This is a genomic window from Pontibacter qinzhouensis, assembly GCF_008017455.1.
Classification (GTDB): Bacteria; Bacteroidota; Bacteroidia; order Cytophagales; family Hymenobacteraceae; genus Pontibacter; species Pontibacter qinzhouensis.
In genome coordinates, this window is the sequence record NZ_VRTY01000128.1 from 1 (window position 1) to 15,094 (window position 15,094).

Here is a 15,094-nt window from a genome sequence, read left to right on the forward strand (position 1 = left end):
AACCTGACTTACAACCTGTTTCGCAAGGTGCAACTGAGCCCGCAGTGGATACGTGTGTCCTAACCGGAAGAATGAAAATTGCAAATGACTGACTTTGAGCAACTTGAATAAAACGCTTCTATAAGGGCAAACATCCTGATTAGCTAAAAATAAAGCACCAGGTGCTTACAAAATAGGAACAATAGTTTTTAGGAGTGCCCTATATAGAATAAATATCTTGCCAAAAAATATAAAGGCTAACAATTATTAGTAATTTCAACTGTCATTTCTGAATAATGTCTGCACCAGCACCATGCCCGCACCTGCACGCTATCTTTTCCTTTCTTCCCGGACTGTCTTTCTGATTAGCCTACTTGTAGTGGCGCTAACTGTTGTGGGTGTTTATGTATTGGGGTTGCAGCAGCATAGGCCGCTTCTACAAAACGCTTTGCTGGAGACAAGCACTCTGGCGATATTTTTTTTTGTGTTTATAACGGCTGGCCTTTACTGGGGCGTGAAACTAAAAGACAATCTGGGCAACTTCAGCAATAGGCTATGGATACCTGATAAAAAGCATTTTATAGGATCGGCAGAGTTTACAGAAGGCATTGCAACTGCCGGGGAAGGTTGTGGTGGTGTATTTGCCGCTATAGCGGCTTGGGTTGTAGTGGCCGTTGCTGCCATACTGGCTATTTGGCTGCTTAGCAATATGCTCCTAATTTTTATAGCGCTGCTTTACTGGCTATTTTTCAGGGCGCTACGGTTGGTGTTTAAAAACTCGCGCAGTTGCAAAGGCAACATTGGCAAGAGCATGGCTACAGGTTTTTATTACACGCTCCTATACACCAGTTGGATCTATGGCATTGTTCTGGCTGCTCAGCACCTGCAAACTTAACACCAGCTGTTGCTGCGTCTGGTATAGGAAATTCCAAACAATACCCTTGACACTTTTAGACGCAAAACGCTTCTGAAGGGCACTTTTATTAGAAAAATTCAAGCTGCCATTCTTAGCAGCTTGAATTTTTCTAAAGCCCAGATTGCTTTTTTAAATCTTAGCGGGAGCCAATTCTGTACAACTTGCCTTCGTCGGTTACAGCATAAAGCGCTCCGTCGTTGCCCTCTGTTATGGCTCTGAACCGTTGCTGCTGATCGGCTGCAATACGCTCTTCGCCAACAACCTTATTATTTTCGAGCACAATACGCGCTATGTGGTGGCTGTTGAGGCCGGTAATAAACAAGTTATTCTTCCACTCTGGTATCGCATCGCCTCTGTAAAAGGTCATGCCGCTTGGCGACAACACCGGGTCCCAGAAATAAACGGGCTGCTCCATGCCTTCTTTCTGAGTAGCTCCCCCACTAATTTTGTCGTCGTTGTATTCGATGCCATAGGTAATATCTGGCCAGCCGTAATTTTTGCCAGCTTCCACCAGGTTCAGTTCATCGCCGCCTTGCGGGCCCATTTCAGAAACCCAAAGCCCTCCTGTTTCAGGATGGAAGTCGATACCCTGCACATTGCGGTGGCCATACGAATAAATTTCTGGTCTGGATCCTGTTTGCGGGTTCCCGGCTGCAGGTTTACCATCTTTTGTGATGCGAATAATTTTACCTAGGAGCCTGTCGGATTTGTCGGAAAGAAGGAATTGCTACCTTTAGGAGATGAAACATTTTCAGGGCGCTATGCGGGATCAGGGTATGCTGCTGCCTTACAATTTGGAGGACTGGTTGCCGGAATCCCATCTGGCGCGTTTTGTAGCAGATATAGTAGAGCAGCTGGAGATGAGCAGTGTTTACCGCCACTACCAGGGCAAAGGCAAGGCCGCCTATGATCCGCGCTTACTGCTCAGCCTGCTCTTCTACGGTTATGCCACGGGCGTTTTCAGTTCCCGTAAGCTGGAGGCGGCCACCTATGATTCGGTGGCCTTCCGCTTCCTTGCCGGCAACCTGCACCCTGACCACGACACGATAGCCGCTTTCCGCAAGCGCTTCCTTCCCCAGATCCGGGGCTGGTTCAAAGATATCCTGCTCCTGGGCAAGGAGATGGGGCTGGTCAGGCTGGGCAACATCTTCATCGACGGGACCAAAATACAGGCCAACGCCTCCCGCCACAAAGCCATGAGTTATGAATACATGAAGCGTCTGGAAGCAGAGTTGGAGGCAGAGATAGACAAGCTCCTGGCGCTGGCCCAGGCCCAGGACGAGCAGGAAAAGCACCTGCAGCTGGACATACCACAGGAGCTGCTGCGGCGCAAGGAGCGGCTCGAGAAGATAAAGCAGGCAAAGCAAGTGGTGGAGGCGCGTGCCGCAGAGCGCCATGAGCGGGAGAGGCAGGAGTACGAGCAGAAGTTGGAGAGGCGCAGAGAGCAGCAGGAGCAGACAGGCAGGAAACCCAGAGGCAAGGCACCCAAAGAGCCGGAGAGCACTCCCAAAGAGAGCGACCAGTACAACTTCACCGACCCCGAGTCGCGCATCATGAAGACCTCCCGCGGCTTTGAGCAGTGCTACAACGGGCAGGCGGCGGTAAATGAGGACATGCTCATCGTCGGGGCCTACAGCAACGCCCACGCCAACGATAGGCAGGAGTTCATTCCGGCCATAGCCTCCGTTCCCGGGGAACTGGGCACCATAACGGCGGCGGTGGCCGACACCGGCTACTTCAGCGAGAAGAACGTGGAGGCGGCCCAGGCGCTGCGGGACGGAGACGGGATAGAGGCACTGATCGCCACTGGCAGAGAGCGGCACAACAGCTTCCTGGCTACGGCTCTCCGGCAGGAGCAGGAGCCAGGCCCGGAGGGGACGGCGACAGAGAGCATGAGGCGGCGGCTGAGCAGCAAGGAAGGCAGGCGTATATACAGCAAGCGCAAGCAGACGGTCGAGCCGGTCTTTGGCATCATCAAAGAGGTGCTGGGCTTCCGGCGCTTTTCACTCCGGGGTGAGCAGCAGGCTGCCGGGGAGTGGTCGCTGGTGTGCCTTGCCTACAACCTGAAGCGCCTCTTTACCCTCTCCATTGCCTAACAAGGAGCAAAAGCAGGGATAGAGACTGAGGTGAAGTGCAATAGAGGAAGGCCAAATAAAGCTAAAACAAGAAAATGAACCTGAACAGAATAAAAAAGATCAAAAAAGAAAAGCTATCACCATAGAAGCTCAATTACTAAAGCTTAATCCGACAGACTCCTAGGCCTGAATTCAGATCCTGCGACTGCGGCCGCGTCTCTTTATCGGAACGCTCACCGGTGGTGAGGTAGAGGTTACCTTCTTTGTCGAATATAACACGACCGCCAAAGTGCTTATCGCCATCGTAGGCAGGAGTAGCCCGGTAAATAACAGTCGCTTTTTCTATACGGGTGTCATCGGCTGAGAGCATTCCTTTTGCTACAGATGTTAAATTGCCTTTGTCTCTCTTTTCTGTAAAAGCCCAGTACACGGTTTTATTAGAGGCAAATTCAGGGTCGAGCGTGAGCCCCAGCAGTCCGCCCTGGCCTTTAGCATCTACTTCAGGTAGGCCCGTAATTTTATCGCTTACCTGCCCCTCCTGCGACACAATACGCATATTTCCTTCTTTCTCAGTAATCAGGAAACGACCATCTGGCAGGGTTGTAATGCCCCAGGGCTTGCTTAACTGGTCTGTTAGTACCCGAACCTCGTAAGAGGCCGTAGTTGTAACGCCAGGCGCACGCATTTGTCCTGAGAATGCAGGTTCATAACCAGCATCCTGCTCTCTGGTCTCTACCGGCTGACCGGGAGCTTCGTTGCCTATGGCCTCTTCTTTGCTGGCATCGTTAGTGCCGGTGTTACATGCATTCAGTACAAGAAAGGTTGCTGCTGCAATTGGTGCTAGCTTTAGTTTTATCATAAGTCATTTTAATTTAGTATACTAGGTAATCCAACGGGTAAAATGCTTTTAGGGTTAAGTAAGAGGCATAAACAGGAATAGTGGCAGCACTTTTTCACTTCTTGCGGCTAACCCATTTATTTCCCTTCAGCCAGAACCGCCAGGGCAGCAGCGCATCGTCTCCGGCATAATCTATACCTATGCGTGGGCCGATGGCCATACTTTCAGGGGACACCTGCCTGCCCCGGTCTTCTATCCAGATTGTATCGCCGGTGAGGTTGGTGCCGTAGTGTTTTTTGTTGATGCCCAGGGCAATGCTCATGACTCCTGGTCCTGCTGTGAGGTTGGGCTTCACAACAGGCATGTTACGGCGCAGTTGCATTTCTTCCAGGCCGTGTGTCGGTTCTATGGCGCGTATGAGTACTGCATCGGCTTTGCCTGCCTCGTTTGTAATAATGTTGAAGAGATGGTAAATGCCATACACCAGGTACACGTAGGCTACGCCTCCCTGGTGGTACATGATTTCGGTGCGCTGTGTTCTGCGGTTCAGGTGGGCATGGCAGGCGCGGTCGTTTTCTCCGGAGTAGGCTTCTGTTTCTACAATAATGCCTCCTGTTACCATACCACCTATGTTCGTGAACAGGTATTTGCCAAGCAGGTCCTGCGCCACCTGCACTACATTGGGGCGGGTGTAAAAAGAAAGGGGGAGCTTCTCTCCGGTCATAATGGCTGTTTTTGTTTCAGCTCCTGTATACTGCTCTTAGCCGCCTGTGTTTGTTATAGCTTCGCCAAATTAGAAATTCAAAATGACGAGAAACGAATAGCAGAAGGCTAAAGTAGCTTGATTTAGAAACAGATCTGATTCTCTCGTACACTAATTTTCGCTATCAAAAATCTGTCATCCAATTATTTAGCAAAGCAACAATTATTCGAATAAAAACAGCCTTCAGAAGAGTTCTAGACGTTTTCGAGTCAAGGGTAACTGGTGCTGTAACTATTTAAATCACAATTATTCTGGATCTCTCTGATTACATAGCGCGTTTAATTTTCCCTGTTGAAAAATACATATTTGCTGCTGCTGTTGCTATGCCCCAGACGCTCGCAGGAGCTGCGCACGCTGCGAGGTCTTTACTGCACTTTCTTAAATCAAGCATTTAACCATTTAAGAATTAAGCCATTGAACCAGCTACCAACAACCAAATTATTTAAATGAAATTGGCCTTCAGAAGCTATTTGGCGCTCACAGCTTCAAGGGTTAATGTCAGGCACAAATTTTATTTTCAGTTTAATTCAAAACTGTTTCCTACCTTTGCGCTCAGATTGGTGGCTTGTACTACAGCCGTAGCACGAGCCTTAAAAGGGAAGCAGGTGAAATACCTGCGCTGTTCCCGCAACTGTAATCTTCTACAAAGGGTTAGTTCACAACCAAAGCCACTGTCCTGCAACCGGATGGGAAGGCGAACTAACTGAAGAAAGCCAGGAGACCTGCCAGTTCGACCAGAATTGTCGTATGCTTTCGGGAGAAAAGCGGCACGTCCGGCACGCTCACCTGCGTTTGCTATTCCTGCCCCTGTACCCCCACAAGCATGCTTCGGGATTTAAGCGCATGTATTGTGAAATATTTTACCCTTCGTGGTGTACTTTTTTTGATGGCCTTCTGTTGCCTGGCCCAGGTAGCAAAGGCACAGCAAGATACTTCCTTTTATCAGCTAAAGGCGGTGGAGGTGTTCGGGAAACCAGCAGAGGTTTTTGCGGCCGGTAGTCGCGTTAGCTCCCTCGACAGCAGCTACCTGCGCACCTATACCTCCGCCACTCTCGCCGAAGCACTGCAGACACGCACGCCTCTCTACCTGAAAACGTACGGAGCCAGTGGCATTTCGAGCGTTTCGTTCAGAGGCACTTCAGCTTCGCACACAGCAGTTCTCTGGAACGGACTGAACATTGCCATGCCCTCTTTGGGCCAGAACGATTTTGCTACACTGCCATTGAGCGGTATTGGCCAGGTGGCGGTGCAGCACGGTGCAGCCGGCGCTCATTATGGCAACGGTGCCATTGGGGGTGCTGTATTACTTCAATCTCCGGAACAAGCCGGCAAAGGAATTGGGGCGGAGGTGCAGCAGGAGGTCGGCAGCTTTGGCCGCTACTATAGCAACGCCGCTCTGCGCTACAGCAACAACAAGCTAACAGTGGGGGCCAGCGGCTATTGGCAGGAAGCGCAGAACAACTTTACCTACCGCGACCTTGGCCGCTTTGGTGCACCAGAAACCCGCCAGGAGCAAGCACGGGTGCAACAAAAAGGAATAACGCAGGACCTTAAGTGGCAATTTGCTCCCAAAAGTTACCTCGCCTTCCGAAGTTGGTACACCTATACGCACCGGCAACTGCAACCCGCCATGGGAGCAGCTGCCAACAAAGCAGAGCAACTCGACAAAAACCTGCGCCTGATGGCTGAGTTCGGGCACACCAGCCGCATAGGCGAAACAACGGTAAAGGCTGGCTATTTCACGGATTTTCTGCACTACACTGATGTTAGCAACAACTCTGTAACCGACATTACCACCTACCAGCTGCAGGCAGAGCAAACCTACACCTACGGCCAAAGCTGGAGCCTGCGGGCCGGCCTGAACCTGCAGCATTTTGCAGCCGATGTGCGGGGGTATGGTGGCGAAGTGACAGAAGACCGTGCCGCAGCTTTCCTGCTCTTCCGCTACGACCCTGACCCAAAGCTGGCCCTGAGCCTGAACCTGCGCCAGGCCTTCGTGAAAGGCTATAACCCTTCTCCTACGCCTACTTTAGGTGCCAGCTGGCAGTTTGTGAGTATTGGAGAACACCTGCTGTACCTCAAAGGAAATGTTTCGGGTAGTTACCGGGTGCCAACCCTGAATGAGCGATTCTGGCGGCCAGGTGGCAACCCGCTGCTGAAACCCGAGCAAGGCTGGCAAGCCGAAAGCGGTCTGCGCCACACCTACAGCAAAGGCAATCTTACATTGGAGTCGGAGTTCACAGGCTTTTACATGCTGGTCGATAACTGGGTGCTCTGGACAGAATCCGAATTTGGCTACTGGACACCACTTAACCTGCAGAAGGTGCGATCGCAGGGCCTGGAGTGGAGCAGCAGAGCCACTACCGTGGCAGGTGAGTTCCGGCCCGGCTTGTCGTTGGGCTATGCCCTAACCTCCACCCAGCAAGTAGCAGCTTATGAGGGTACTTCTGCCGAACTAAACAAGCAACTGCCCTACGTGCCGCTGCACAAAGTTACCGTTGCAACCGATGCCGCCTGGCGCTCCTGGACCTTTACCGGCAACCTGATCTATAACAGCGAGCGCTTTACAAACAACAACAACTCCAGCAGCATGCCCGGCTTTACCTTGCTGGGGCTGGCGCTGGGGCGGCAGTTTCGGTTTGGCCCCGGCAACCTGCACTGCACCCTGCGCGCCGACAATGTAACCAACACCGAGTACCAGACCATGGTGAACAGAGCCATGCCTCCGCGCAACTACACCCTCAACCTTCGCTTTATAATTCCATAACTAAACTATACTAAAAACTAACCCATGAAAAAATTTACTTTTTTACGCAGTATTTTTATGACTACTGCACTGGCAGCTGGTGCGCTTGCCCTGAGCAGTTGCGAAGATAAAGCCTCCGGGCCAACAGGCACCTACGCCGAGAATGCCGTTCTTATCTCAAACGAAGGTAGTTTTACGGCTTCCAACGCCTCTGTAAGCTACTACAACCGCAACACAGGCGCCGTAGAAAACAACATTTTCAGCAAAGAGAACGACCCACAGGTGCTGGGAGATGTACTGCAAAGCATAGCTGTTCATAACGACCGTGCTTACATGGTTATGAATAACAGCAAGAAAGTAGTTGTAGCCAATGTAAACACCTTTAAAGCAGAAGGAGAGATAAGTGGGCTGGAGATGCCACGCTATTTTGCAGCTCTTAACAACCAGAAAGCCTATGTTACTGAGTGGGTGACCTACAGCGGCAATGGCAGAATAGCCGTAGTAGACCTTAATACTTTAACTGTAACCAAAACCATTGAGGTAGGTGTAAACCCTGAAAAACTGGTAATCTCTGGTGGCAAGCTTTATGTGGCTAACATCGGAGGGAGCACCATCAGTGTCATCAACACAGCCACCGATGCCGTAGAAACTTCTATTGCGGTAACACGTGGCCCTAACAGCCTGGTGGTAGACCGAAACAACGTACTCTGGGTAGCCAGCAGCAACAGCAAAGCCTATAACGCCGACTGGACCATAAGCGAGGAATTGAGCCAGCCAGGTGCTTTGGCAAAAATCAACACTAGCACAAATACCGTTACCGGCACCTTCAACTTTACTCGTAATGCACCTTCGCCGAGCAACCTCACTACTAATGCAAACAAAGACAAAGTGCTATTTGTATACGATAATAAAGTGTACCAGCAGGACATAGCTGCCACTACCCTCAATGCAACTCCGTTTATCAACAGAGGCGCCTCCTACCCAGCCAGAAGCTTTAATGGGTTTGGCATCGATCCATCTAACGGTTACATATATGCTGGCAAAGCACCTAACTACACTTCCGATGGCTGGGTAGTTCGCTACAACACCACCGGCGCAGTAGTAGATTCTTTCCGCGTAGGCATAGCTCCTAACGGCTTCGTTTTCAGATAATATTTTAGATTTTGAATGAGTGCCTTTTGAATGAGTGAATGATTTTCAACTCTTAACAAAGCAAAGGCATAGCGTCGAAAATCAACAAAAGCCTTCGGAAGGCCTATTTCATTAGAATAATTCTACACCCCACAGAGAGTAAAAGAGGATCCGGAACCACATTTCATATATGCGGTTCCGGATCCTCTTTTTAATTAGGCGGTAAGGCTCTACAGCATATTAACTGAAGTAAGAGTTCCTGTTGCCATTACTCTCCTCTCTTATCTCTTTTGCCATCCTGGTTATAGGCACCATCGCCAAGAGCCACGCTATCGGGGTGGTCGGCGTGGTCGTAGTGGTGCTCGTAGTCGGCTGTGTCGCGCGAAGTACGGCTCTGTTTTGCGGTCTCTTCCGTCTCTCTTATGCCACTTCTTTCTACGTTTGTATCTCCGGCATCGGTACCTGTGTTACAAGCTGCCAGGCCAAACCCTGAAAAGGCACAAATGGCTCCTGCCATTACAACGGCTTTTATGTTCTTTGTATGCATCGTGTTATTGGCTTAATTAAAAATCTGTTCTGTTAGCAGGCTACTGATTTGGAGCCTGCTTTTCGTTTACGACCACAAAGCCCGCAGAGTTAGTTTATACCTGTTGCCCACTCTGAACGTATGCCTATACCATACACCATAACTTAAATAGCCATGACACCAGATAACCCAAACAAAAAACCCATGCAAGAGAACACCAAAGACGACTCTTCTGATATAGAAAAAGTAAAAAAAGATCAGGAAGATGAAGTGCAGCAGCCATCGACCACTGCACCAGGTAACACCTCCGAAGAAGAGGAAGCAGAAAAAGGCCACTCCTGATTGTAAAAGCAGCCACTAGTGCAGTACCTTTGCAGCACACATACCCATTGCGCATGAAAAAGTCTGTTACGCCCCAGAAACTTAAGGTAAAGCTGCTGGTCATTCTTATCCTGAGTCTGCTGTTGGCTTCGGCTATGGAGCTTTACACCTTCGGCCTTCCATCCGACTTTTTCACCAGGTGGTTCCGGTCGTTCTTCGTGCTGTTTATACTGATCGCCGGCACAGTGCTGGGCATAGTACCAGGTGTAAACTACGTGGTAAATAAGTTGAAAGACCTGGTGAGTTAAGGGCTGAAAATACCTAAAAATAAAAGAGAAAGGCCAATGTAAAATTACACTGGCCTTTCTCTTTTTATATGAGACTCAATTTTAGTTCTTTTCCTTTAGCCCAACCACCAAGTTAGCATCCATCCTGAACCGAATGGTGGTGTCTATAGGTTTTTCGGAGGCATTCAGGCCCGTCAGTTTAAAGCTGATTTTCTGATCATTCAGAATCATGTCCTTGAGTTTAGCTTCATTATTTGCTTTGTCTACAAAGTTAATGTATTCTATTTTCTCTTTAGTAGCCATTATATGTAAATCCAGGTTTTCTATAGTACCAAGCTGTATGTAATCATTAGTTCCCTGAGGTGCATAATAAAGCTTCAGATCAGATACTAGATGCGATTCAGATCCTGAGTACTTTTGTACCTGTGCTGTTATGCTGTTAATTTCAAAGCCATTTACATGTTCTTTGTGCTTGGCGTAATCAGGATTACCCATATTTACTACCTGAACTTTATCAAAGGTTTCAGTACCTGCTGGCTCCTTGATAGTATAATCAATAGTAGATACTCCCGGAATGTTGGCAACAACAAGATCCTTTACAAGTTCACAAGAGGAAGCAGCCAGCATAAGCACAGCCAGCACGAATAATTGCAACGATTTTTTCATGAAATGAAAGTGAAAATAATTTTGAGTTGGATAAAAGTTGGAAAGTTGAGATAAAAGCGATCTATTCTCTAATTTTGTAAGCGCACCACTGTAATCTTAAAATCAAATTTCTTGCTTAGGTACAATCAATCTAGGTTCCTGAATTTTTAAGTTATTTAAAATTCAACATCAGGTTAAAATGCTTGAAAATAATTGCAGATGAACCTGTAGCACAAGATTACTGTTAGTAAAACACAAACAGAAGCAGCAACTTATTTGGTTCCTGCGTTATAACATTATTTTTTTAATTTACTTTGAAGAATCCAACTATCCTGCTCCTGACACCACCGCTCACGCAGCTCAACACGCCTTACCCGGCCACAGCCTATATAAAGGGTTTCCTGACAGGGCGCGGCTTTGCTGTGGCACAGGCAGACTTTGGCATTGAGCTGGTGTTACGCATGTTCTCCCGCACAGGCCTCAGCCGGATTTTTAAAGCCATAGAAGCAGGAGATTTTGAGCTTTCCGACAATAGCCTGCGCATGCTGCGCCTCAAACGCGAGTACCTGCACACTATTGAGCCGGTTATCAGGTTTCTGCAGAACAAAGACAACACCCTGGCCCAGCAGATCAGCTATAGCCGCTACCTGCCAGAAGCTGCCCGTTTCGACCAGGTAGAAGACATCGACTGGGCTTTTGGGAGCATGGGCATAACCGACCGCGCCCGCTACCTGGCTACCCTCTACCTCGAAGACCTGGGCGACCTGATAAAAGAAACCATTTGCCCTTACTTTGCCTTTAGCCGCTACGCCGATAAACTGGCCATGTCGGCCACCTCGTTCGACCCGCTGGAAGAGGCGCTGCAAGGCCCTCTGAACCTGATAGACGAGATGCTGCTGGAACTGCTGGAGGAGCGCCTGCAGGCAGTGCAGCCCGATGTGGTAGGTTTTTCGATTCCTTTCCCCGGCAATTTGTATGGGGGGCTGCTGCTGGCAAAACATATTAAAGAAAAATACCCGCACATTAAAACCCTAATGGGCGGCGGCTACCCTAACACGGAACTCCGCAGCCTGCGCGAAACACGCATATTTAAGTACATCGATTTTATTACGCTCGACGATGGCGAAGGCCCCTGGCTGAAGCTGCTGGAGCACCTGCAGGGGCAGCGCCAGGTAGATTTTCTGCAGCGCACCTTCCTGCTGCTCAACCGCAAAGTAGCGTACATAAACGGTTGCCTCGACAAAGATATACCGCACGTAGAAGTCGGCACCCCCGACTACAGCGACCTGCCCCTGACGGAGTACCTGTCGGTAATTGATGTGATAAACCCGATGCACCGCCTCTGGAGCGACGGGCGCTGGAACAAGCTCACCATTGCCCACGGCTGCTACTGGAAACGCTGCTCCTTCTGTGACATTACCTTAGATTATATTTCGCGCTACGAGGCGGCTCCTGCTACTGTACTCGTAGACCGCATTGAGCAGGTAATTGCGCAAACCGGCCAGACCGGTTTTCATTTTGTAGACGAAGCTGCCCCTCCTGCCTCACTGCGCGATCTGGCCCTGGAACTGATCAGGCGTGGCGTAAAAATAACATGGTGGGGCAACATCCGCTTCGAGAAAACCTTTACTCCTGACCTGTGCCGTCTGCTGGCTGCATCTGGTTGCATAGCCGTTTCTGGTGGTTTGGAAGTTGCTTCTGACCGGCTCCTCGCCCTGATGGAGAAAGGCGTGAGCATTGCCCAGGTAGCGCGCGTAACCGATGGCTTTACCCAGACAGGCATTATGGTGCACGCCTACCTCATGTACGGCTTCCCGACCCAAACCGCTCAGGAAACCATCGACTCGCTGGAGGTGGTGCGGCAACTGTTTCAAAACAACGTTATTCAGTCGGGTTACTGGCACCGTTTCAGCATGACAGCCCACAGCCCCGTTGGTAAAAACCCTGAAAAATACGGTGTGGTAAAAGTAGGTCCTGAAGCCGGTGATTTTGCCGACAACGACCTCTGGCACGAAGACCCACAAGGCACCGACCACGAGCTCTTTGGTGCGGGTTTGGCAAAAGCCATTTACAACTACATGCACGGTGTGGCGCTCGATGAACCGCTGTCGTTCTGGTTCGATTTTAAGGTTCCTCGCACCAAATTGCAACGCGACCTGATCTACAAAGCCATAGCAGCACCAGGCAAAACAGATGCCGAACGCAAAAATGCCCGTGTGGTGTGGCTGGGGCACGTACCTGTTATCGATTTTACTATGATGGCGAAAAAAGGTGAGACAGTGGAGCGAAGTGTGCTGACGTTTTACGAAAAAGCTGAAGACTTCGAGGTAAAAACCACCGCCGCCATTGGTCAATGGCTCTTCGATATTATACAGGAGCTATCTGCCGAGGAGCAGACACACGTAACGCTGAAACAACTGGAAGAAAGCTACCCTGCCGATGCGCACCTTAGCTTCACTGAATTCCTGAACTCCCCCGCCTGGTTTACCCTCCGCGAAAAAGGACTGCTACTGCTGTAGGGGGATTTTGAATGAGTGAAAGAGAGAATGGGTGATTGAATGGTTTAAATGTAGTTGATACTGAGGCTATCAACTACATTGCCTTTTACGAGGCTTAAACCTGAGGCCGCCTTATAGATTTCATTTTCTGTCCTAGCAGGAAAATAGAGGGACCTAATCATGGCGCGAGCGTCCTCGCTCGTGACTATTATCTTGAGGCCTCTGGCCGAACTGTTTATTTTATTAGCGGCCAGAGGCCGCGGAATGGTAGACACGAGAGCGGACGCTCACGTCATAGTAGTCTATTATAAACCAGTTCTGCAATTGCCCTAAGTACGCTAATTCTATTTTTGCCTCCGGAAGGGCTGATGCATTAGAATAATCTGCGAATCACTTCTCGCACTGTTGCTACGGCACGTTCTTATTAAATCAGAAATCAATCTTTTTATTAACTATTTTTTCACCTGCATGCAACCCTTTCCGGCAGATGCGGCTCTTACTTATATAAAGCAGCTGGCGCAGGCTACGCGTCTGAACCACAGCTTTTCATGCTATACTCTTCCAACCTTTTTAAAACTATGAAAAAGTACCTGGTCCTGGTTCTGCTCCTTTTCTGGGGCGGGCCAGGGTTTCGCCAGTCTCCTGGATAACTACAAAACTTTCTTCCCGAAATAACGCCTTCCAAAGGAACTACCACAGCAAAACCAACGCAGTAGCTTAGCCCTCAGCACTCACACCTTTCGCTGCATGTAATAATCGAGTTGCACATCTTTGCCCAGGTAAAAATCCAGTTCTCCTACTATTCTAAAGCCATGCCTTTTGTAAAAGCACAAGGCTCGCTCATTTTTAGACCACACCGTTAGCCACACCACCTGGTGGCCCCATCGCCTGGCCCGGTCCAGCGCTACTTGCATTAACCTATCGCCAAGGCCTTTGCCGGTCCAGTGCTGCAGCAGGAACAGGCGACTGATTTGCATGGGTCTGTGCCCATTGATAGCTGCGGGTGGGGCATCCCAGTTCAGTTTCATGTAAGCAACCGGTACTCCATCTGCCTCTGCAATTACAAACTCCGTTTCCTGCTCAGCCAGTTCCTCTGCCTGTAGCTGCAGGCTAAACATGGTCGGCTTAAAAGCAAGCATATCCTCCGGATCGTTGTAAGAGCCAAAGGCTTCCTCAAAGGTTTGCCAGCCAAGGGCTGCCAGCATGCCGGCATCGGCTGGTGTACCATCCCGGAAAATGATTTCAGGTTTGTTCACAGTCAGTTTTTCAAATAAAATCTATACGAAACTTTGCTGCCACCAAGCTGAACCAGCTAAACACCCTTGACCAAAATTTATCATTTTAGCTTTGGAAGACCATTTTCATTAGAATAATTGGTCTCTGATTGTTGACTAGTTGATTTGAGGAAATCTTGATTGAGCGGATGAGAAAATGAATTTTACTTTCGGGCATCCTAACTCAAACGTCCTGTAAACCCTGATTCTTACAAAAGTCTATTATCTAACACCTAACTTCTACAGCGGCTCAGATCTGGCAGGAGGCGCTAGTAGCATATTGTGCGGCATGGAGCAGCAGGAGCACGTAGATAATTTCGTAGGTCTTAAATTTTTCTTTGATGGCTTTGATAGCCTTATTGATGTGGTTTTCGATGTTGCTGCTGCTGGTGTTTAATTGCGCGGCAATTTCGCTGTTGCTCAGGCCTTCTATCCTGCTCATCATAAACACCTTCTTTCTCACTGGCGGTAAAGTATTATATACCTCCTCCAGCAAACGGCTTATTTCTTCAAAAGCCATGGCATCTTCGGTAGCGGTAGCGTATACCTCCTGTTCTGCCAGGTATTTGTTAAAGGCAAACTCATATACTCTGCGCCGTGCCTTGTTATAGACCAGGTTACGCGCAATCTGGAACAAGTATCCGTCGAAGTTCTGCTCGGGGTCCAGGAAATGCCGCTTTTCCCAAAGCTTGATAAATACCTCCTGCACCACCTCCGCTGCCTCCTCTTTGTCCTGCACCAGTTTATAGGAAAAAGCAAATAGCCTGGCCTCGTAGCTTTTGTAAAGCAGCTCAAAAGCAGCCACACTGTCTTGTTGCAGGGCTCCTATCGTTTCAACCAGCTTTTCTTTCATCACAGGCAGCATAATCAGAAATTAACACTTGTTAGCAGAAAAATTAGGCGTTAGCCACAGCGCTTAACTCAGCAGGCTAACCAAATTGTAGAGTTGTTGGGCTTAGGAGGAACAATATATTGAATTTGAGGCTCATTATCAAAGTCTTCAACATTTAAAAATATTTTTCAGACTAAGTACATTCAAGTTATTTTTGTCGGATGCGCCCCAATAATGGTTAATACTTTTTCTTTCATGTTGTT

Annotated in this window: 13 protein-coding genes, 1 pseudogene and 1 riboswitch; of the genes and pseudogenes, 7 read left to right on the forward strand and 7 right to left on the reverse strand. The window is 49.0% G+C overall.

The genetic code is table 11. The features are described 5' to 3' along the window. The first annotated feature begins 292 nt into the window (after positions 1-292). Positions 293-874, forward strand: a complete 582-nt coding sequence (locus tag FVR03_RS21755) for a hypothetical protein (protein WP_147923888.1) — start codon at positions 293-295, stop codon at positions 872-874. A gap of 157 nt (positions 875-1,031) precedes the next feature. On the opposite strand, the pseudogene FVR03_RS21760 reads toward FVR03_RS21755, so the two are convergent. After that, positions 1,032-1,592: pseudogene (locus tag FVR03_RS21760) on the reverse strand (PQQ-dependent sugar dehydrogenase); the annotation flags it as partial. Positions 1,593-1,635: 43 nt separating this feature from the next. Here FVR03_RS21760 and FVR03_RS21765 point away from each other — a divergent pair. After that, the gene (locus tag FVR03_RS21765) at positions 1,636-2,991 is read left to right on the forward strand and encodes an IS1182 family transposase (RefSeq protein ID WP_147923890.1); all 1,356 of its coding nucleotides are present in this window, start codon (positions 1,636-1,638) and stop codon (positions 2,989-2,991) included. 136 nt (positions 2,992-3,127) lie between these two features. On the opposite strand, the gene FVR03_RS21770 is transcribed toward FVR03_RS21765, so the two are convergent. Both FVR03_RS21770 and FVR03_RS21775 read right to left on the reverse strand, forming a co-directional pair. After that, positions 3,128-3,829, reverse strand: a complete 702-nt coding sequence (locus FVR03_RS21770; protein WP_147923891.1) for a PQQ-dependent sugar dehydrogenase — start codon at positions 3,827-3,829, stop codon at positions 3,128-3,130. A 94-nt stretch (positions 3,830-3,923) separates the two neighbouring features. Next, the gene (locus FVR03_RS21775; protein ID WP_147923892.1) at positions 3,924-4,532 is read right to left on the reverse strand and encodes a DNA-3-methyladenine glycosylase; all 609 of its coding nucleotides are present in this window, start codon (positions 4,530-4,532) and stop codon (positions 3,924-3,926) included. A 580-nt stretch (positions 4,533-5,112) separates the two neighbouring features. Continuing rightward, positions 5,113-5,315, forward strand: a riboswitch (cobalamin riboswitch). Positions 5,316-5,394: 79 nt separating this feature from the next. On the opposite strand from FVR03_RS21775, the gene FVR03_RS21780 reads away from it, so the two are divergent. Next, positions 5,395-7,338 (forward strand): TonB-dependent receptor, encoded by a 1,944-nt coding sequence (locus FVR03_RS21780; RefSeq protein WP_147923893.1) that lies wholly within the window; start codon positions 5,395-5,397, stop codon positions 7,336-7,338. 24 nt (positions 7,339-7,362) lie between these two features. Continuing rightward, positions 7,363-8,469 carry a DUF5074 domain-containing protein gene (locus FVR03_RS21785; protein WP_147923894.1) on the forward strand — a complete coding sequence of 369 codons (1,107 nt, stop codon included), beginning with the start codon at positions 7,363-7,365 and terminating at the stop codon, positions 8,467-8,469. Positions 8,470-8,716: 247 nt separating this feature from the next. Here the strand turns inward: FVR03_RS21785 and FVR03_RS21790 are convergent, their stop codons facing one another. After that, on the reverse strand, positions 8,717-8,995 hold the full coding sequence (locus tag FVR03_RS21790; protein WP_147923895.1) for a hypothetical protein: 279 nt from the start codon (positions 8,993-8,995) through the stop codon (positions 8,717-8,719). A 153-nt stretch (positions 8,996-9,148) separates the two neighbouring features. On the opposite strand from FVR03_RS21790, the gene FVR03_RS24595 reads away from it, so the two are divergent. Both FVR03_RS24595 and FVR03_RS21795 read left to right on the forward strand, forming a co-directional pair. Further along, positions 9,149-9,316, forward strand: a complete 168-nt coding sequence (locus tag FVR03_RS24595) for a hypothetical protein (RefSeq protein WP_187270258.1) — start codon at positions 9,149-9,151, stop codon at positions 9,314-9,316. A 53-nt stretch (positions 9,317-9,369) separates the two neighbouring features. Beyond that, the gene (locus FVR03_RS21795; protein WP_147923896.1) at positions 9,370-9,603 is read left to right on the forward strand and encodes a DUF2798 domain-containing protein; all 234 of its coding nucleotides are present in this window, start codon (positions 9,370-9,372) and stop codon (positions 9,601-9,603) included. An 81-nt stretch (positions 9,604-9,684) separates the two neighbouring features. Here the strand turns inward: FVR03_RS21795 and FVR03_RS21800 are convergent, their stop codons facing one another. Then, a complete protein-coding gene (locus FVR03_RS21800; RefSeq protein ID WP_147923897.1) occupies positions 9,685-10,248 on the reverse strand; it encodes a hypothetical protein in 564 nt (187 codons plus the stop codon). A gap of 293 nt (positions 10,249-10,541) precedes the next feature. Here FVR03_RS21800 and FVR03_RS21805 point away from each other — a divergent pair, with 293 nt between their 5' ends. After that, entirely contained in the window at positions 10,542-12,746 is a 2,205-nt protein-coding gene (locus FVR03_RS21805; RefSeq protein ID WP_147923898.1) for a B12-binding domain-containing radical SAM protein, read from the forward strand. Between the two features lie 710 nt (positions 12,747-13,456). Here FVR03_RS21805 and FVR03_RS21810 read toward each other — a convergent pair. Both FVR03_RS21810 and FVR03_RS21815 read right to left on the reverse strand, forming a co-directional pair. Further along, the gene (locus tag FVR03_RS21810; protein ID WP_147923899.1) at positions 13,457-13,981 is read right to left on the reverse strand and encodes a GNAT family N-acetyltransferase; all 525 of its coding nucleotides are present in this window, start codon (positions 13,979-13,981) and stop codon (positions 13,457-13,459) included. A gap of 268 nt (positions 13,982-14,249) precedes the next feature. Then, positions 14,250-14,852, reverse strand: coding sequence for an RNA polymerase sigma-70 factor (locus FVR03_RS21815; RefSeq protein ID WP_187270259.1), 603 nt, complete (start codon positions 14,850-14,852; stop codon positions 14,250-14,252). Between the last annotated feature and the right edge of the window lie 242 nt (positions 14,853-15,094).

Excerpts from the sequence above, each read along its gene's own strand:
- FVR03_RS21780 (WP_147923893.1), top strand. The coding sequence starts at position 5,395 with ATGCTTCGGGATTTAAGCGCATGTATTGTGAAATATTTTACCCTTCGT.
- FVR03_RS21800 (WP_147923897.1), bottom strand. The coding sequence starts at position 10,248 with ATGAAAAAATCGTTGCAATTATTCGTGCTGGCTGTGCTTATGCTGGCT.
- FVR03_RS21775 (WP_147923892.1), bottom strand. The coding sequence starts at position 4,532 with ATGACCGGAGAGAAGCTCCCCCTTTCTTTTTACACCCGCCCCAATGTA.
- FVR03_RS21785 (WP_147923894.1), top strand. The coding sequence starts at position 7,363 with ATGAAAAAATTTACTTTTTTACGCAGTATTTTTATGACTACTGCACTG.
- FVR03_RS24595 (WP_187270258.1), top strand. The coding sequence starts at position 9,149 with ATGACACCAGATAACCCAAACAAAAAACCCATGCAAGAGAACACCAAA.
- FVR03_RS21765 (WP_147923890.1), top strand. The coding sequence starts at position 1,636 with ATGAAACATTTTCAGGGCGCTATGCGGGATCAGGGTATGCTGCTGCCT.
- FVR03_RS21795 (WP_147923896.1), top strand. The coding sequence starts at position 9,370 with ATGAAAAAGTCTGTTACGCCCCAGAAACTTAAGGTAAAGCTGCTGGTC.
- FVR03_RS21770 (WP_147923891.1), bottom strand. The coding sequence starts at position 3,829 with ATGATAAAACTAAAGCTAGCACCAATTGCAGCAGCAACCTTTCTTGTA.
- FVR03_RS21755 (WP_147923888.1), top strand. The coding sequence starts at position 293 with ATGCCCGCACCTGCACGCTATCTTTTCCTTTCTTCCCGGACTGTCTTT.
- FVR03_RS21790 (WP_147923895.1), bottom strand. The coding sequence starts at position 8,995 with ATGCATACAAAGAACATAAAAGCCGTTGTAATGGCAGGAGCCATTTGT.
- FVR03_RS21815 (WP_187270259.1), bottom strand. The coding sequence starts at position 14,852 with ATGAAAGAAAAGCTGGTTGAAACGATAGGAGCCCTGCAACAAGACAGT.